This is a genomic window from Pseudomonas boreofloridensis, from assembly GCF_030580795.1.
In the GTDB taxonomy this organism is placed as follows: Bacteria; Pseudomonadota; Gammaproteobacteria; order Pseudomonadales; family Pseudomonadaceae; genus Aquipseudomonas; species Aquipseudomonas boreofloridensis.
Window position 1 is genome coordinate 1 of the sequence record NZ_JAUQOQ010000028.1, and the last position, 18,175, is coordinate 18,175.

An 18,175-nucleotide genomic window follows, 5' to 3' on the forward strand; every position below is an offset into this window, starting at 1 on the left:
GCCCAGCGCTCGGCGCCCTGGCGGGTGACCATGCGACCCTGCCAGGACCAGTCACGGTCGCTGGCCAATGCCAGGTTTTGCACCCGGTGATAGTCGGCGCGGTCATCGGCATGCACCAGCGAGCGCAGCCCCATGTCCGGCTGCTGGATCTCGACCGGCGCGTAGCCGACCAGCGCCTGGCTGCCTTCGCTGATATAGGGAAACTCCGGCTCACCCTCGGCGGGATCGCGCTCCAGACGAAACACCAGTCCCGGTACGTTGCCGGCGATGCCCTTGAGCCGCGCCTCGCGCTCGCGCAGCTCGGCCAGGGCGCGACGGCGATCGGTGATGTCGGTGAGGTACACCACCAGGTATTCGGCGTCGCGAAAGCGCAGAAAGCTCAAGGACAACTCGACCGGTAGCAGGCGGCCATCGGCGCACCGGCACAGGCTCTCGAACGCCTGGGCGCCGCTGTCGCCGGTGCGCACGCGGTTCCACAGCACGCGCCAGCGGTCCATGTCGAGGCTTGGTTCGATGTCGCCCAATGGCCGCTCCAGCAACTGCCCTTCACCCTGCCCAAGCATGTGTTCGGCCGCAGGGTTGGCGTAGCGCACGTGGCTGTCCCAATGCACCCAGAGAATGCCCACGGTGCTCTGATCGATGGAGAACTGGCTCAGGCGCAGCGCCTCCTCACGGCCTTGGCGCTCCACCAGCGCCTCGCGCGCCGCCAGCAGTCCGCGCTCCAGACGTCGCTGCTGACGCCGTTGCAGGGCCAACGTCGCCAAGGCCCCCAGCAACAGCAAGCCCAACAGCAGCGCCAGGTTCTGCCAGAAACCTGCCGACTCGCCACCGCGTGGATACTGCGGCTGCAGCCAGCGCTGATGCAGTTGCTCTAGGGTCTTGGCCGGCAGCGCCTGCAGGCCACGTTGCAACACCTCGGCCAGCAGTGGCCAGTCACGCCGCGAGCCGATGCGCAGCAACTGCGGCAGGCCGATATCGGCCACCACGGCCAGGTCGCTGAACTCGCTTTCGCGCGACAACCGGCTCAGTTGCGCTTCGTCCAGTACGGCAAAGCGCGCCTGGCCGCTGAGCACCCGTTGCAGCGCCTCGCGGTCGTTGGCCGCACCTTGCAGGTCGAGCCGCGGGTAATTACTGCGCAGGTAATCGGCCAGCACACCGGGCATGCGCACCGCAACGCCATCAGCGGCGCCGAGCTTCTCCAGATCCACCGCCCGCGTGCTGCCGCGCAGGCCCACCACAAGCTGCGGCACCCGCATGTAGGGATCGCTGAACAACCACAGGCGCAGGCTCGCCGGGGTCTGGGTAAGGCCAGGCGCGAAGTCGATCTCGCCGATTTGCAGCGCATGCTCCAGGCCGGCCTGGTCCGGGTAGTTGCGCCAGGTGAGGTCCAGGTCCAGGGCACGTGCCAGCTCGCTGACCAACTCGACATTGGCCCCGTACAGTTGCTGCAATCGACGATCGAACTGCGCGTAGGGCGCCTGCAACACCAGGCCTACGCGCAGGTGGCGATGGCCATCGAGCCACTGCTGCTGTACAGGCTCCAGTTGCGCCAGCGGCGTCGCCTCCTTGGCCAGCGCGATCAAGGGCAGGCACAACCAGCCGATAACCAACAGGCAACGCAATCGCTTCATCGGGGGCTCGTCCTGGCAATGATGGCCAACTGCGTGGCCGTCGCGGGCATTTACTATTAGGCTGCCGGTATATTCTGGCCTTGGGTTGATCCATGTTCACACTTTATCGCACGTCGCTGGCCCTGTTCTGCCTGGCTGCAGCCCTTCCCCTGACCGCCCACGCCGCTGAGGCCGAGACTCCGGCCGCCCCCGCCGAGGCCGCGGCGGTGCGTGCGCCGCTGCTCGAGCGCAGCCAGGAAGATGCCCTGGCGCTGGAGCGCTTGGTACCCAAGGCGCAGCAGCAGACCTTGCAGGCCGATGGCGAGAGCTTCCTGGCCCTGTGGAAACCCGCCAATGACAGCAACCCCAAAGGCGCAGTGATCATCGTGCCGGGTGCCGGCGAAAGCGCCGACTGGCCTGTCACCGTCGCCCCGCTGCGCAATCGCTTTCCCGATGTCGGCTGGCACAGCCTGAGCGTCAGCCTGCCCGACCTGCTGGCCGACAGCCCGCAGCCGCGCGCGGCTGATACCCCCGCACCCGCGGCCAAGGACAAGGGCGAAGGCACCAGCGCCCCCGCCAAGGACACCCCGGACGACGCCAACGCCAATGTGGCCCAGGCGACCGCGCCCGATCCGGATACCGCCCAGGGCACCGACGCGGCGCAGGCCAGTGAACACAGCGACCAGGCCGATGCCGCGCGCATCTTCGCCCGCCTGGACGCTGCCGTGGCGTTCGCCCAGCAGCAGAACGCCCACAGCATCGTGCTGATCGGTCATGGCAGCGGCGCGTACTGGGCGGCGCGCTATGTCAGCGAAAAGCAGCCACCGCAGGTGCAGAAGCTGGCGCTGATTTCCGCGCAGACACCGGCGCGGGTCGAGCACGACCTGGAAAGCCTGGTGCCAACGCTCAAGGTGCCGACTGCCGATATCTATTTCGTCACCCGTACCCGCGACCAGAACGCCGCCCAATTGCGCTTGCAGGCCAGCAAGCGCGAGAAGGACAGCCAGTACCGGCAACTCTCGCTGATCGCCATGCCGGGCGACCGCTCGGCAGAGCAGGAGCAATTGTTCCGTCGGGTGCGGGGCTGGATGATGCCGCAAGATCCACTAGAGGCACCTTGAGACGCCACGGCCGCGGCGGACCGATCGCTCAGATCCCCCGCCGCGTGCGAATCAGCGCATAGGCCTGGTGCAGTTCGCGGGTCCGCTCGGTGGCTTCGCGCACCCGCGCCTCGCTCGCGCCGCTGCCCACCAGCTTGTCCGGGTGATGACGACTGACCAAACGTCGATAGGCCTGCTTGACCTGGTCCGCGTCGGTGTCGGGCTCGACCCCCAGTACGCGCAGGGCGGCGGCATAGGTCATCGCCCCGCTCGCCACCGCCGCACGGCTCGGCTCGTACTCCTGCGACAGCGCCTGCACCTGGGTGCGGGTCATGCCCAACTGCCGGCCCCAGTTGAGCAGCAGTTCGCGCTCATGATGCCCTGCCTTGCCATCGGCCCAGACCATGCGCCAACAGGCGCGCAATGCGCCTTCCGCACCGTGCGGCTGATGACCGATGCGGCGCAGGTAACGGTCAAGACGACCCTTGCCCGCCTTGCCACGATTGAAGGCCGAAATGGCCCGCAGGCGGGCGGGTTCGCCAAGGTCCAGACGGGTCATCTCCTGACGCGCCTGATGAATGTGCCCCTCGGCGACGCGCCCATCGCTCTTGGCCAACCGTCCCAGCAGCAGGAACAGCAATTCCTCGTCGCGCAGCGCCGGACGTCCGCCCAGACGCTCGCGCGCATCCTCCCACCCCTGTATGCGCAGACGCCGATCCATGGCTTGGCCCAGCAAGGCGCCCAACAGCGCGCCCGGAATACTGGCCACGGCAAAACCGGCCCCGGCACCGATCACTGTGCTCGGCCACCACATCTCAGGCACGCTCGCCGATCAGGCGCTCGACCTCGGCCAGGCGCTCGAGCGTACCGACATCCACCCACTGCCCCCGATAGTGCTCACCGGTCACCTGCCCGTCCGCCATCGCCCGACGCAGCAGCGGCGCCAGCTTGAAGGCGCCGGGCTGGCAGCCGTCGAACAGGTGCGGGTGCAGCAGCGATAGGCCGCTGAAGGTCAGGGTGCCTGGGCTGTCGTCACCGTCGAGCACATGCGCGCCGTCGAGGCGGAAATCGCCACGACCGTGATGCCCGGGGTTATCCACCAGCACCAGGTGCGCCAGGCCCTGCAGCGGTTGGCGCAAGCGGGTGAAGTCGTAGTCGGTCCAGATATCGCCGTTGACCAGCAGGAACGGCGCCTCGCCCAGCAGCGGCAACGCCTTGAAGATACCGCCGCCGGTCTCCAGCGGCTCGCCTTCGGGGGAGTACTGGATGTGCAGGCCGAAGCGGCTGCCATCACCCAAGTGATCTTCGATCTGCTGGCCCAGCCAGGCGTGATTGATCACCACCTCGGTGATGCCCGCGCTGGCCAGGGACTGGAGGTGATACTCGATCAGCGGTTTGCCGGCTGCCGGCACCAGGGGCTTGGGGGTATGCAGGGTCAGCGGGCGCATGCGCTCGCCTTTGCCGGCCGCCAGGATCATCGCCTTCATGGGCGCGCTCCGCTGTCGAGTTCGGCCAGCAGCTCACCCAACTCCGCCAGCTCCGGACGGCGAGCGATCACCTCGTGCAGGTAGGCGAAGAACCGTGGCACGTCGGCGAGGTAGCGCGGCTTGCCATCGCGGTGGCAGATGCGGGCGAAGATGCCGATCACTTTCAGGTGACGCTGAACGCCCATCAGATCGCTGGCGCGCTGGAAGTCGGCGAAGTCTGCCTGTACCGGGATGCCGGCCGCACGCGCCTGGTCCCAGTAGCGGCGCAGCCAAGCGTCGACGCGGGCCTGGGGCCAACTGAGGAAAGCGTCCTTGAACAGGCAGGTGATGTCGTAGGTCACCGGGCCGTAGACCGCATCCTGGAAGTCCAGCACGCCGGGATTGGGGGTGCTGAGCATCAGGTTGCGCGGCATGTAGTCGCGGTGCACCAGCACCTTGGGCTGCGCCAGGGCACTGTCGATCAGCAGTTGGCTGATGCGTTGCCAGCGAGCCTGCTGAGCGTCATCGAAGGCGGTGTTCAGCGCGTGGCCGACGTACCACTCGGGGAACAACGCCAGCTCGCGGCGCAGCAGCGCCGTGTCATAGCTGGGCAGCGGTGCCTGCATCGGCAGGCGCTGCAAGGCCAGCAGCGCCTCGATGGCCGCGTCGAACAGCGCGTCGGCGTTGTCGCCGTCGATCACTTCCAGATAAGTCTGACGCCCCAGGTCGCTCAGCAGCAGGAAACCCCGTTCCAGGTCCTGGGCATGGATGACCGGCACGTTGACCTGGGCGCTGGCCAGCAAGTGATCGATGGCGACGAACGGTGCACAATTTTCCTGGGGCGGCGGCGCATCCATGATCACCAGACTGCGGCCGCCGCCTTCCCAGCGGAAGTAGCGGCGGAAGCTCGCGTCGCTGCTGGCGGCGGTCAGGCTGCCGGTCGGCACCTCGCCCCAGGCGTTGTCGCGAAAAAGATTCTGTAACTGTCGTTCGAGCCACACAGTCAGCTGTTGCAGGCGTACATCATGATCGGGCATTACAAGGGTCTCCGACGGCCCCTAGCCGTCAAGCGGGTCATGCTTTATTATCCAGCATCTTTTTCAGACCATCGAGAGGCGTGCGGCCCCCACACGCGGGCAGATGGCACGCAGGAAGCCCGGACTAATAAGATGGCATTGAAATCCCCCGCGTTTCGTAGAAAGTTTCCGTTGCTGGTCACTGGCGGTCTGCTGGCCCTGCAACCTCTGGCCACCTCGTACGTGGTGGCTGCCGAGCAGTTCGACTGCCAAGTGTCCGCCGCCGGTGGTTGGGACTGCAAGCCCAAGACTGCAGCCAACACGCTGCCGCCGCGCCCTGTGCACGACGGTGCCGCGCTCAGTGGCGGCACCGAGGCCCAGACCGCCGAGGCGGCTGGCAGCAGTGCCGAAGCCAAGCCGGTGCTGGTCACCGAGAGCAAAGGCCGTGGCCTGAAGTCGCGCAGCGAAGACTACAGTCACTTGGACTGGGTGCCGCGTGACAAGCTCACGGCCGCCCAGTTGGCCGAGACTGGCCCCTATTGCGGCGGCGCCTATGTCGAGCCGACCCGTCCTGGCATGAACGACTCCACGCCCAAGGACGAATCGCCCACCTACATCAATGCCAAGGTCTCCAAGTACCAGCAGGAGCAGCAGATCGCTACCCTCGCCGGTGACGTGGTCATGCGCCAGGGCAGCATGCAGGCCCAGGCCGACGAGGCCAATCTGTACCAGGCCGAGAACCGAGGCGAGCTCAAGGGCAACGTGCGCATTCGCGACAACGGCACCCTGGTCGTCGGCGATCAGGCCGAGGTCCAGCTCGACACCGGCGCGGCCAAGATCGACAACGCCGAATACGTGATGCACAAGTCGCACATCCGCGGCAATGCGCTCTACGCCAAACGTGCCGAGAACGCCATCATCCGCCTCAAGGACGGTACCTATACCACCTGTGAGCCGGGCAGCAACGCATGGCAACTCAAGGGCAACAACATCACGCTCAACCCGGCCACCGGCTTTGGTACCGCGACCAACGCGACGCTGCGGATCAAAGACATTCCGGTCTTCTACACGCCGTACATCTATTTCCCGATCGACGACCGTCGCCAGTCCGGCTTCCTGCCGCCGTCGTTCAGCACCAGCAGCGATACCGGCTTTATGCTGGTCACGCCGTACTACTTCAACCTGGCGCCTAACTACGACGCCACCTTGTATCCGCGCTACATGGCCAAACGCGGCATGATGATGGAAGGCGAATTCCGCTACCTCACCAAGTCCAGCGAAGGTCAGTTCGGTGGCGCCTACCTCAACGACGAGGACGACGACCGCAAGAAGCAGACGGACTACAAGAAAGAACGCTGGATGGTCAACTGGCAGCACAAGGGCGGTCTCGACGACCGTATCATGACCGAGGTGGACTACACCGACATCAGCGATCCGTTCTACTTCCAGGATCTGGAATCAGATCAGGTCGGTATCGAGCGACGTGACTTCGTCAACCAGCAAGGCGCCGTCAACTATCGCGGCGATACCTTCACCGCACGATTGAACGTGCAGGCCTACGAGATGGCGACCATCTCGCAGATCACGCCGTATGACCGTCTGCCACAGATCACCGTGAACGGCATGCTGCCGTATCATCCGGCAGGTCTGGACTTCACTTACGACACCGAGGCTGTTCGGTTCGATCGTGATCTGAAGAACGATTTCGTTCGAGACAAAGATGGCTTTGCCGATATCAGCACTGGCATCCCGGGTCAGCGCTTGGATCAGAACGTCCGAGGCATCGCACGCGCCAATGGCACCCGCTTGAACCTTGCTCCGGCGATGAGCCTGCCAATGGAAGCAAGCTACGGTTACGTCACACCTAAGCTTAAGTATGCCTATACAAGTTATGACCTTGACTTGGATGGCAAGGGCAAAGCCGATGCTATTGAAGATGCCAAGAATCCGGCATACGGTAGCTACAAAAGCTCAATCAACCGTGATGTTCCAATCTTCAGCGTCGACAGCGGCCTGTACTTCGACCGCAACACCTCGATGTTCGGCACCAACTTCCGCCAGACCCTCGAGCCGCGACTGTTCTACCTCTACGTCCCGAACAAGGACCAGAAGGACATCCCGCTGTTCGACACCAGCGAAACGCTGTTCAGCTACGATTCGCTGTTCCGCGACAACCGCTTCAGTGGCGTAGACCGCATCGGCGACGAGAACAAGCTGTCGCTGGGCGTGACCACCCGCTGGATCGAAGACAACGGCTTCGAGCGTCAACGCTTCAGCATCGGCCAGGCCTACTACTTCGAAGACCGCAAGGTTCAGTTGCCAGGCATCAACTATCGCGAGCGCGATGACGCCAAGGCCAACGTGTCACCGTACGCCTTGGTCTATCAGTACGCATTCAACCGCGACTGGCGCTTCAACTCGGACTTCAACTGGGATCCGGACAGCCGCAGCACCCGCTCGGGCAGCGCGATGTTCCACTACCAGCCCGAAGACAACCCGAACAAGGTGGTCAACCTCGGCTATCGCTATCGCAACGACACCATTGCCTACGACTCGCTCACCGGCACATGGAAAGTGGGCGGCGGCGACTACGGCACTCCAGGCCAGCCGAACTACATCAAGGACTACTACAAGATCCAGCAGCACGACTTCTCGGTCATCTGGCCGCTGGTCCCGCAGTGGAGCGTCATTGCACGCTGGCAGCACGACTACAACCGCAACCGTACCCTGGAAGCCATGGGCGGTTTCGAGTACGACAGTTGCTGCTGGAAAGTCCGCTTGATCAACCGCTACTGGCTCGATATCGATGATTTCAGCCAGGCACTGCCGACCAACGAAAAAGGCGACCATGGCGTATTCCTGCAGATCGTCCTCAAAGGCCTCGGCGGCGTCGTCGGCAACAAGGTCGAATCGTTCCTGGACAAAGGCATTCAAGGTTACCGTACCCGTGAAGAGCAAGCTTATTGATCGTCTGCGCCCGCTGATGCTGGGCGCCGTAATGCTGAGCGGTGCGGTGTATGCCGCGCCACAGCCCCTGGACCGTGTGGTGGCCATCGTCGACAACGACGTGGTCATGCAGAGCCAACTGGACCAACGCGTCCACGAAGTGCAGCAGACCATCGCCAAACGCGGCGGTGGTGTGCCACCGGCCAGCGCCCTGCAGCAGCAGGTGCTCGAGCGCTTGATCGTCGAGAACCTGCAACTGCAGATCGGCGAACGCTCCGGCATTCGCATCACCGACGAGGAACTCAACCAGGCCATCGGCACCATCGCCCAGCGCAATGGCATGTCACTGGATCAATTCCGTGCAGCCCTCGCCCACGACGGTCTGTCGTTCGATGACGCCCGCGAGCAGGTCAAGCGCGAGATGATCATTAGCCGCGTTCGCCAGCGTCGCGTGGCCGAGCGCATCCAAGTCTCCGAGCAGGAAGTGAAGAACTTCCTCAACTCCGACCTGGGCAAGATGCAGATGTCGGAAGAGTACCGCCTGGCCAACATCCTCATCCCAACCCCAGAAAGCGCCAACTCCGACGCGATCCAGGCCGCTGCGCGCCAGGCCGGTGACGTCTACCAGCAACTGCGCAAGGGTGCGGACTTCGGCCAGTTGGCCATCGCCCGTTCGGCCAGCGAGAACGCCCTGGAAGGCGGCGAGATGGGCTGGCGTAAAGCCGGTCAATTGCCACCTGACTTCGCCAAGATGCTCAGCAGCATGTCGATTGGCGACATCACCCAGCCGATTCGTATCCCCAATGGCTTCATCATCCTCAAGCTCGAGGAAAAGCGTGGCGGCAGCGAAAGCGTGCTGCGTGACGAAGTCCATGTACGCCATATCCTGATCAAGCCGAGCGAAATCCGTAGCGACGCCGCGACCGAGCAACTGGCTCAGCGCATCTACGATCGCATCCAGAATGGCGAAGACTTCGCCGAGCTGGCGAAGAGCTTCTCGGAAGATCCGGGCTCCGCGCTCAACGGCGGCGACCTCAACTGGGTCGATCCGAACAGCCTGGTGCCGGAATTCCGCGAGCAGATGGCCAATGCCCAGCAAGGTGTGGTCACCAAGCCGTTCAAGACCCAATACGGCTGGCACGTGCTGGAAGTGCTGGGCCGCCGCGCGACCGACAGCACCGAGCAGGCGCGTGAGCAGCAAGCGCTGAGCGTGCTGCGCAACCGCAAGTATGACGAAGAGCTGCAAAGCTGGTTGCGTCAGATCCGCGACGAAGCCTACGTTGAGATCAAGCTGCCTGGCGCCGAACAGGCCGCGCAGTGAAACCCCTGCGCTTCGCCGTCACGCCTGGCGAGCCCGCAGGCATAGGTCCCGACCTGTGCCTGCTGCTCGCCGCAGAGCAGCAACCCCACCCCCTGATCGCCATCACCAGCCGTGACCTGCTCCTGACGCGGGCCGCGCAACTGGGGCTGGCGATCAGTTTGCTCGAGGTCTCGCCACACGCCTGGCCTGGCGAGCCCGCTCCGGCGGGTAGCCTGTACGTCTGGGACACGCCGTTGGCGGCGCCCGTGCAACCGGGTCAGCTCGATGCGCGCAACGCCGCCTTCGTGTTGCATACCCTGACCCGCGCGGGTCAAGGCTGCCTGGACGGCGACTTCGCCGGGATGATCACCGCCCCAGTGCATAAGGGCGTGATCAATGAAAGCGGCATTGCATTCTCCGGACACACCGAATTCCTTGCCGAACTCACCCACACCGCCCAGGTCGTGATGATGCTGGCTACCCACGGCCTGCGCGTGGCCCTGGTGACCACTCATTTGCCGCTGCGTGACGTCGCCGAGGCCATCACGGCCCAGCGTCTGGAGCGTGTCACACGCATCCTGCACGCCGATCTGCGGCACAAGTTCGGCATCGCCACGCCCCGCATTCTGGTCTGCGGCCTCAATCCGCATGCCGGCGAAGGCGGCCACCTCGGCCGCGAAGAAATCGACATCATCGAGCCCACCCTCGAGCGCCTGCGCGCCGAGGGCATGGACCTGCGCGGTCCATTGCCGGCCGACACCCTCTTTACCCCCAAATATCTGGAGCATTGCGACGCAGTGCTGGCGATGTATCACGACCAGGGCCTGCCCGTACTCAAGTACAAAGGCTTCGGCGCCGCCGTCAATGTCACCCTGGGGCTGCCGATCATCCGCACCTCGGTGGACCACGGCACCGCCCTGGACCTGGCCGGCAGCGGCAAGGTCGACACCGGCAGCTTGCGCGTCGCCCTGCACACCGCCTACCAGATGGCCGAGAACCGACCATGAACGAGCATTACCAACACCGGGCGCGCAAGCGCTTCGGTCAGAACTTCCTGCACGACGCCGGCATCATCGACCGCATCCTGCGCGCCATTCACGCCAAGGCGGGCGAGCACCTGCTGGAAATCGGTCCAGGCCAAGGCGCACTCACCGAAGGATTGCTGGGCAGCGGCGCGCAACTCGACGTCGTCGAGCTGGACAAAGACCTGGTGCCCATCCTGCAACACAAGTTCGCTGGCCGTGACAACTTCCGCCTGCACCAGGGCGACGCGCTGAAGTTCGACTTCAATACCCTGGGCGTTCCACCGCGCAGCCTCAAGGTAGTCGGCAACCTGCCCTACAACATCTCCACCCCACTGATTTTCCACCTGCTGGCGCACGCCGGTCTGATCCGCGACATGCACTTCATGCTGCAGAAGGAAGTGGTCGAGCGCATGGCGGCGGGTCCCGGTGGCGGTGATTGGGGTCGTCTGTCGATCATGGTGCAGTACCACTGCCGCGTTGAGCACTTGTTCAATGTCGGCCCCGGCGCATTCAACCCACCGCCGAAGGTGGACTCGGCAATCGTGCGTCTGGTCCCACACGAAGTGCTGCCGCATCCGGCCAAGGATCCAGCACTGCTCGAACGCGTAGTCCGCGAAGCGTTCAACCAGCGCCGCAAAACCCTGCGCAATACCCTCAAAGGTCTGCTCGACAGCCAAGCCATCGAGGCGGCAGGCGTCGACGGCAGCCTGCGCCCTGAACAGCTCGACCTGGCGGCCTTCGTCCGCCTGGCCGATCAATTGGCGGCGCAGCAAGGCTGATCGCCTTGCTCGTGGCGCGTGCCTGATCGCGCCTCGAACACGCCCATGATAGGCACGGCCAGCCCGCACCGCTGGCCCTCTGCCCTCGCAATGGCCTAGACTGCGACAATCGCGTTAATGCTCCGTTCGCCAAGGCCCTTGCATGTCCGACCCCCGCTATCAGATCGACGTCAGCGTCGTCACCCGCTTCCTCAAAGACCAGTCAGACCCCGAAAACAACCGGTTCGCCTTCGCCTATACCATCACGGTGGCGAACAACGGCACACTCAAGGCCAAGCTGACCGCACGCCATTGGTTGATCACCAACGGTGACGGCGAAGTCGAAGAAGTGCGCGGCGACGGCGTGGTCGGCCAGCAGCCGGTTATCGCGCCTGGGCAGAGCCACACTTATAGCAGCGGCGCGGTCATTAAAACCCGTGTCGGCACCATGCAGGGCAGCTACCAGATGTTCGCCGAAGATGGCACACGCTTCGACGCACCCATCGCGCCCTTCCGTCTGGCGGTGCCCGGGGCCCTGCACTGATGGCTACTTATGCCGTCGGCGATCTTCAAGGCTGCCTGAAACCGCTCAAGTGCCTGCTTGAACAGGTGCGTTTCAATCCAGCGAGCGACCGCCTGTGGTTGGTGGGTGACCTGGTCAACCGTGGCCCGGAATCGCTCGAGACCCTGCGCTACCTCTATTCGATACGGGATTCGCTGGTCTGTGTGCTGGGCAATCACGACCTGCACCTGCTCGCCGCCTGGCACAACCCCGAGCGCTTGAAGAAGAGCGACACGCTGCGCGAAATCGTCGAGGCACCCGATGCCGATGCGCTGCTCGGCTGGCTGCGCCGGCAGAAGCTGCTGCATTACGACGAAGCACGCGGTATCGCCATGGCCCACGCCGGCATCCCGCCCCAATGGACCTTGGGCAAGGCGCTGGAGTTGGCAGCAGAGGTCGAGCAGGTGCTGCGCGACGACAACCGGCTCCAGCCCTACTTGGACGGGATGTACGGCAACGAGCCGAACAAGTGGAGCAAGGACCTGACCGGTATCGAACGGTTGCGGGTGATCACCAACTACTTCACCCGCATGCGCTTCTGCACGGCCTCCGGCAAGCTCGACCTCAAGAGCAAGGAAGGCCTGGACAGCGCACCGAAGGGCTACAAAGCCTGGTATGCACACAAGAACCGTCGTTCGCGGCATGTGAAGATCATCTTCGGGCACTGGGCAGCCCTCGAAGGGCGGGTGGACACACCCGACATCATCGCGCTGGACACCGGCTGCGTCTGGGGCGGTGCCATGACCCTGTACAACCTCGACAGCGGGGCGTATCACCGCTGCGCCTGCACCGACGAAGGGGACGTCCGCGTCACCTGCGAACCGACTAGAATCGACGATCGAACCTGAAGGAAAGCGTACCCATGAGCGAATTCAAGCGCATCCCCCCGGAGCAGGCCCTGGCCCTGCGCGAGCAAGGGGCCGTGGTGGTCGACATTCGTGACGCCGCCGCCTATGCCGCCGGCCATGTCACCGGTGCCCGCCACCTGGACAACCATTCGGTGGCCGATTTCATCCGCCAAGCGGACCTGGATGCGCCGACGCTGGTGGTCTGCTATCACGGCAACTCCAGCCAGAGCGCGGCCGCCTACCTGGTGGGCCAAGGATTTTCCGACGTCTACAGCGTCGACGGCGGCTTCGAGCTGTGGCGCGCCACCTTCCCAGGTGAAACCGAGCAAAGCCAACCCGAATAATTTTTTCATCTGCTCTGCAGCCCGCGCGCTCTGCGGGCTTGCGCCCCACCTGACGAACGGTCGCAGGCAACTTCTTGCCACCACGACCTTGACCTTGCCGATTACCAACTATCCTTAAGCCCAGGCCATCCAAATCAGGGGAGAGCCGGTACACCGGCGTGCGGGTCATCGGTAGCGTTTCAGGGTGTTCTGGGGGGTACAAGGCATTCGGCGAAAGCCGCTTGCATGCCAGCATCAGCTGACTGATCCGGCGTCGTCTCCACGTATCGAGCGAGGTGACGTCATGAGCATTTTTAGCCACTTCCAACAACGTTTCGAGTCCACCCGCCAGGAAGAACTTTCGCTGCAGGAGTACCTCGAGCTGTGCAAAGAGGATCGCAGTGCCTACGCCTCGGCGGCTGAACGGCTGTTGCTGGCCATCGGCGAACCGGAGCTGATCGACACCTCCACCAACTCCAGGCTGTCGCGGATCTTTTCCAACAAAGTGATCCGCCGCTACCCGGCCTTTGCCGACTTCCATGGCATGGAAGAGTGCATCGACCAGATCGTTTCCTACTTCCGCCATGCGGCCCAAGGCCTGGAAGAGAAGAAGCAGATTCTCTACTTGCTGGGCCCGGTCGGTGGCGGTAAATCGTCCCTGGCCGAAAAACTCAAGCAGTTGATCGAGAAAGTCCCCTTCTATGCCATCAAGGGGTCACCGGTCTTCGAAACACCGCTGGGCTTGTTCAATGCCAACGAAGATGGCGACATTCTCCAGGAAGAATTCGGCATTCCAAAGCGTTACCTGAACACCATCATGTCGCCGTGGGCAACCAAGCGTCTGCAGGAGTTCGGCGGCGACATCAGCAAGTTCAAGGTGGTCAAGCTGTATCCCTCGATCCTCAACCAGATCGCCGTCGCCAAGACCGAGCCGGGTGACGAGAACAACCAGGACATCTCGGCCCTGGTGGGTAAAGTGGATATCCGCAAGCTCGAAGAATTCCCGCAGAACGACGCCGATGCCTACAGCTATTCGGGCGCTTTGTGCCGCGCCAACCAGGGCCTGATGGAATTCGTCGAGATGTTCAAGGCGCCGATCAAGGTCTTGCACCCTTTGCTGACGGCCACCCAGGAAGGCAACTACAACAGCACCGAGGGTCTAGGCGCGATCCCCTACTCCGGCATCTTGTTGGCCCACTCCAACGAATCGGAGTGGCACACCTTCCGCAACAACAAGAACAACGAAGCCTTCATCGACCGGATTTACATCGTCAAGGTGCCCTACTGCCTGCGCGTCAGCGACGAGATCCGCATCTACGACAAGCTGCTGGTCAACAGCTCGCTGGCCAAGGCCCATTGCGCGCCAGACACGCTCAAGATGCTGGCCCAGTTCACCGTGCTGTCGCGCTTGAAAGAGCCGGAAAACTCCAACATCTATTCGAAGATGCGTGTCTACGACGGTGAGAATCTCAAGGACACCGATCCCAAGGCCAAGTCGATTCAGGAGTACCGTGACAGCGCGGGCGTCGACGAAGGCATGAATGGACTCTCCACGCGCTTCGCGTTCAAGATCCTGTCGAAAGTGTTCAACTTCGATCCCCATGAAGTGGCCGCCAACCCGGTGCACCTGCTGTATGTCCTCGAACAACAGATCGAGCAGGAGCAGTTCCCGGCAGAAGTTCGCGAGCGCTACCTGCGCTACCTGAAAGAGTACCTGGCGCCGCGCTACATCGAGTTCATCGGCAAGGAAATCCAGACGGCTTATCTGGAGTCTTACAGCGAGTACGGCCAGAACATCTTCGATCGCTACGTGCTGTACGCCGACTTCTGGATTCAGGACCAGGAGTACCGCGACCCGGAAACCGGCGAGATCCTCAACCGCATCGCGCTCAACGAAGAACTGGAGAAGATCGAGAAACCGGCGGGCATCAGCAACCCGAAAGATTTCCGCAACGAGATCGTCAACTTCGTGCTGCGTGCGCGTGCCAACAACAACGGCAAGAACCCGAGCTGGCTGAGCTATGAAAAACTGCGGGTGGTGATCGAGAAGAAAATGTTCTCCAACACCGAGGATCTGCTGCCAGTCATCAGTTTCAACGCCAAGGCAAGCAAGGAAGACCAGAAGAAGCACAACGACTTCGTCACCCGGATGGTGGAACGTGGCTACACCGACAAGCAGGTTCGCCTGTTGTCGGAATGGTACCTGCGGGTCAGGAAATCGCAATAAAGCGACCAGTCGTCTGCCGTAAGCTGCGAGCGGTCGCGTAGCCCCTCAGGGGCTGCGCGTCGGCTTGCGGTGATGGTGGCTGCGTTGTCTAGCAGCTTGACGCTCGAAGCTTGCAGCTGCGCTTAGCGGAGGCCCCATGAGCTACGTGATCGACCGACGCCTGAACGGCAAGAATAAGAGCACGGTGAACCGGCAGCGCTTTCTGCGCCGCTACCGTGAGCACATCAAGAAGGCGGTCGAAGAGGCCGTGAGCCGCCGCTCCATCACGGACATGGAGCATGGCGAGCAGATCAGTATTCCCGGTCGCGACATCGACGAACCGGTGCTGCATCACGGTCGCGGCGGCAAACAGACCGTCGTCCATCCAGGCAACAAGGAATTCACCGCCGGTGAACACATCGCCCGCCCTCAGGGCGGCGGCGGCGGAGGCGGCAAAGGCAAGGCCGGCAACTCCGGCGAAGGCATGGATGAATTCGTCTTCCAGATCACCCAGGAAGAGTTTCTCGAGTTCATGTTCGAGGACCTCGAATTGCCAAATCTGGTGAAACGTCACCTGACCGGCGCCGACACCTTCAAGACCGTGCGTGCAGGCATCGCCAGCGAAGGCAATCCGTCACGCATCAACATCGTACGTACCCTGCGTTCGGCCCATGCCCGCCGCATCGCCCTGACCGGCAGCAGCCGCGCGCTGTTGCGGGCGGCGCAGAAAGAGCTGGAGCGGTTGAGGGTCGAAGAGCCCGCCAACTTCACCGACATTCAGGAAGTGGAAGCCGAGATCGTCCGGCTCAAGGCACGCATCAACCGCCTGCCCTTCCTCGACACCTTCGACTTGAAGTACAACCTGCTGGTCAAACAGCCCAACCCCAGTTCCAAGGCGGTGATGTTCTGCCTGATGGACGTCTCCGGCTCCATGACCCAGGCGACCAAGGACATCGCCAAGCGCTTCTTCATCCTTTTGTACCTGTTCCTCAAGCGCAACTACGACCGCATCGAAGTGGTGTTCATCCGCCATCACACCAGCGCCCGCGAGGTGGACGAAGAGGAGTTCTTCTATTCCCGCGAAACCGGCGGCACCATCGTGTCCAGTGCATTGAAACTGATGCAGGAAATCATGGCCGAGCGTTATCCGGCCAGCGACTGGAACATCTACGCGGCCCAGGCATCCGACGGCGACAACTGGAACGACGACTCCCCCATCTGCCGCGACATTCTCACCCACCAGATCATGCCGCATGTGCAGTACTACACTTACGTCGAGATCACCCCTCGCGAGCACCAGGCGTTGTGGTACGAGTACGAGCGCATCGGCGACGCCTTCCCGGACACCTTCGCCCAGCAACAGTTGGTTTCGGCCGGTGACATCTATCCGGTCTTCCGTGAACTCTTCCAGCGCAGGTTAGCCACATGACCGCCAGAGCACAGAGACGCCAACCCATTTCCACCGGCTCGGAGTGGACCTTCGAGCTGATCCAGACCTACGACCGGGAGATCGGTCGGCTGGCCGAGCGCTATGCGCTGGACACCTATCCCAACCAGATCGAAGTGATCACGGCCGAGCAGATGATGGACGCCTATGCCTCGGTCGGCATGCCACTGGGCTATCACCATTGGTCCTACGGCAAGCAGTTCCTGAGCACTGAAAAATCCTATAGCCGTGGTCAGATGGGTCTGGCTTACGAAATCGTCATCAACTCCGACCCTTGCATCGCCTATCTGATGGAAGAGAACACCATCTGCATGCAGGCGCTGGTGATCGCCCACGCCTGCTACGGGCACAACAGCTTCTTCAAGGGCAACTACCTGTTCCGCACTTGGACAGACGCCAGTTCGATCATCGACTACCTGGTCTTCGCCAAGCAGTACATCGCCCAGTGCGAGGAGCGTCACGGCATCGATGCCGTGGAAGACTTGATCGACTCTTGTCATGCACTGATGAATTACGGCGTGGACCGCTACAAGCGCCCCTACCCCATCTCGGCGGAGGAAGAGCGCCGTCGCCAGAAAGAGCGTGAAGAGCACCTGCAGCGGCAGATCAACGACCTGTGGCGCACGATTCCCAAAAGTGCGGATAAAGCCGGGGATCGTGACGATGCCCGCTTCCCGGCCGAACCCCAGGAGAACATCCTCTATTTCATCGAAAAACACGCACCCCTGCTCGAGCCCTGGCAACGCGAAGTGGTGCGAATCGTGCGCAAGATCGCCCAGTACTTCTACCCACAACGCCAGACTCAGGTGATGAACGAAGGCTGGGCGACTTTCTGGCACTACACCTTGATGAACGACCTGTACGACGAAGGCCTGGTCACCGACGGCTTCATGATGGAATTCCTACAGTCGCATACCAGTGTGGTGTTCCAGCCCGGCTACGACAGCCCCTATTACAACGGCATCAATCCCTACGCCCTGGGCTTTGCCATGTACACCGACATCCGGCGCATGTGCGAGCACCCCACCGAAGAAGACCGCCGCTGGTTCCCGGACATCGCGGGAAGCGACTGGCTGTCGACCCTCAAATTCGCCATGACCAGCTTCAAGGACGAGAGCTTCATCCTGCAGTACCTCTCGCCCAAGGTGATCCGCGATCTCAAGCTGTTCAGCATTCTCGACGACGATCAACGCGATGACTTACTGGTGCCGGCCATCCACGACGAGGCCGGATACCGCCTGATCCGCGAACAACTGGCCGCGCAGTACAACCTCGGCAACCGTGAGCCCAACGTGCAAATCTGGAGCATCGATCGGCGCGGCGATCGCTCGCTGACCCTGCGCCATCAACAGCACAATCGCAAACCTCTGGGTGAATCCACCGACGAGGTGCTCAAGCACCTGCACCGTCTGTGGGGTTTCGACATCCACCTGGAGACCGTGCAGGGCGACAAAGTGGTCAAAACCCACCACATGCCGCCTCGCGGCGAGCATGGCGAGACGGGCGACTACAGTCGTTCGGACATGTCGGTGATTCATCACCTCTAGCCTCGGACGACTGCCGACAGG

At 62.9% G+C, this 18,175-nt stretch carries 15 protein-coding genes; 11 read left to right on the forward strand and 4 right to left on the reverse strand.

Going from position 1 to position 18,175, the window contains the following annotated elements; all coding sequences use genetic code 11:
• The coding region (locus Q6A47_RS21710; RefSeq protein WP_304485350.1) for a PAS domain S-box protein at nucleotides 1–1,631 on the reverse strand (1,631 nt) is incomplete at its 3' end.
• A gap of 92 nt (nucleotides 1,632–1,723) precedes the next feature.
• On the opposite strand from Q6A47_RS21710, the gene Q6A47_RS21715 reads away from it, so the two are divergent.
• Nucleotides 1,724–2,731, forward strand: coding sequence for an alpha/beta hydrolase family protein (locus tag Q6A47_RS21715; RefSeq protein ID WP_116889502.1), 1,008 nt, complete (start codon nucleotides 1,724–1,726; stop codon nucleotides 2,729–2,731).
• 28 nt (nucleotides 2,732–2,759) lie between these two features.
• On the opposite strand, the gene Q6A47_RS21720 is transcribed toward Q6A47_RS21715, so the two are convergent.
• Genes Q6A47_RS21720 through Q6A47_RS21730 form a run of 3 tightly spaced genes read right to left on the reverse strand, consistent with a single transcriptional unit; the run spans nucleotide 2,760 to nucleotide 5,213 of the window.
• A complete protein-coding gene (locus tag Q6A47_RS21720) occupies nucleotides 2,760–3,524 on the reverse strand; it encodes a TerB family tellurite resistance protein (RefSeq protein WP_039581138.1) in 765 nt (254 codons plus the stop codon).
• A gap of 1 nt (nucleotide 3,525) precedes the next feature.
• A complete protein-coding gene (murU, locus tag Q6A47_RS21725; RefSeq protein WP_304485351.1) occupies nucleotides 3,526–4,197 on the reverse strand; it encodes an N-acetylmuramate alpha-1-phosphate uridylyltransferase MurU in 672 nt (223 codons plus the stop codon).
• On the reverse strand, nucleotides 4,194–5,213 hold the full coding sequence (locus Q6A47_RS21730) for an aminoglycoside phosphotransferase family protein (protein WP_039581143.1): 1,020 nt from the start codon (nucleotides 5,211–5,213) through the stop codon (nucleotides 4,194–4,196). Before Q6A47_RS21730 ends, murU begins: the two co-directional genes overlap by 4 nt.
• A gap of 132 nt (nucleotides 5,214–5,345) precedes the next feature.
• Here Q6A47_RS21730 and Q6A47_RS21735 point away from each other — a divergent pair, with 132 nt between their 5' ends.
• From Q6A47_RS21735 to Q6A47_RS21780, 10 genes are all read left to right on the forward strand, one after another.
• Entirely contained in the window at nucleotides 5,346–8,159 is a 2,814-nt protein-coding gene (locus Q6A47_RS21735) for an LPS-assembly protein LptD (protein ID WP_304485352.1), read from the forward strand.
• Nucleotides 8,140–9,459: a peptidylprolyl isomerase SurA gene (surA, locus tag Q6A47_RS21740; RefSeq protein WP_039581146.1), complete on the forward strand. Its 1,320-nt coding sequence runs from the start codon at nucleotides 8,140–8,142 to the stop codon at nucleotides 9,457–9,459. The genes Q6A47_RS21735 and surA overlap by 20 nt, the downstream gene beginning before the upstream one ends.
• Nucleotides 9,456–10,445 (forward strand): 4-hydroxythreonine-4-phosphate dehydrogenase PdxA, encoded by a 990-nt coding sequence (gene pdxA / locus Q6A47_RS21745; RefSeq protein WP_304485353.1) that lies wholly within the window; start codon nucleotides 9,456–9,458, stop codon nucleotides 10,443–10,445. The genes surA and pdxA overlap by 4 nt, the downstream gene beginning before the upstream one ends.
• Complete coding sequence (gene rsmA / locus Q6A47_RS21750; protein WP_029614045.1) at nucleotides 10,442–11,242, forward strand: 16S rRNA (adenine(1518)-N(6)/adenine(1519)-N(6))-dimethyltransferase RsmA; 801 nt, start codon at nucleotides 10,442–10,444, stop codon at nucleotides 11,240–11,242. Before pdxA ends, rsmA begins: the two co-directional genes overlap by 4 nt.
• Nucleotides 11,243–11,384: 142 nt before the next feature.
• Nucleotides 11,385–11,765: a Co2+/Mg2+ efflux facilitator ApaG/CorD gene (gene apaG, locus Q6A47_RS21755; protein ID WP_029614044.1), complete on the forward strand. Its 381-nt coding sequence runs from the start codon at nucleotides 11,385–11,387 to the stop codon at nucleotides 11,763–11,765.
• Complete coding sequence (locus Q6A47_RS21760) at nucleotides 11,765–12,631, forward strand: symmetrical bis(5'-nucleosyl)-tetraphosphatase (protein ID WP_304485354.1); 867 nt, start codon at nucleotides 11,765–11,767, stop codon at nucleotides 12,629–12,631. The genes apaG and Q6A47_RS21760 overlap by 1 nt, the downstream gene beginning before the upstream one ends.
• A 14-nt stretch (nucleotides 12,632–12,645) precedes the next feature.
• On the forward strand, nucleotides 12,646–12,975 hold the full coding sequence (gene glpE / locus Q6A47_RS21765) for a thiosulfate sulfurtransferase GlpE (protein ID WP_029614042.1): 330 nt from the start codon (nucleotides 12,646–12,648) through the stop codon (nucleotides 12,973–12,975).
• A 283-nt stretch (nucleotides 12,976–13,258) separates the two neighbouring features.
• Nucleotides 13,259–15,181 (forward strand): PrkA family serine protein kinase, encoded by a 1,923-nt coding sequence (locus tag Q6A47_RS21770; protein WP_039581151.1) that lies wholly within the window; start codon nucleotides 13,259–13,261, stop codon nucleotides 15,179–15,181.
• A gap of 136 nt (nucleotides 15,182–15,317) precedes the next feature.
• Nucleotides 15,318–16,589 (forward strand): YeaH/YhbH family protein, encoded by a 1,272-nt coding sequence (locus Q6A47_RS21775; protein ID WP_304485355.1) that lies wholly within the window; start codon nucleotides 15,318–15,320, stop codon nucleotides 16,587–16,589.
• Nucleotides 16,586–18,154 carry a SpoVR family protein gene (locus tag Q6A47_RS21780; protein ID WP_039581156.1) on the forward strand — a complete coding sequence of 523 codons (1,569 nt, stop codon included), beginning with the start codon at nucleotides 16,586–16,588 and terminating at the stop codon, nucleotides 18,152–18,154. The genes Q6A47_RS21775 and Q6A47_RS21780 overlap by 4 nt, the downstream gene beginning before the upstream one ends.
• Nucleotides 18,155–18,175 lie beyond the last annotated feature (21 nt).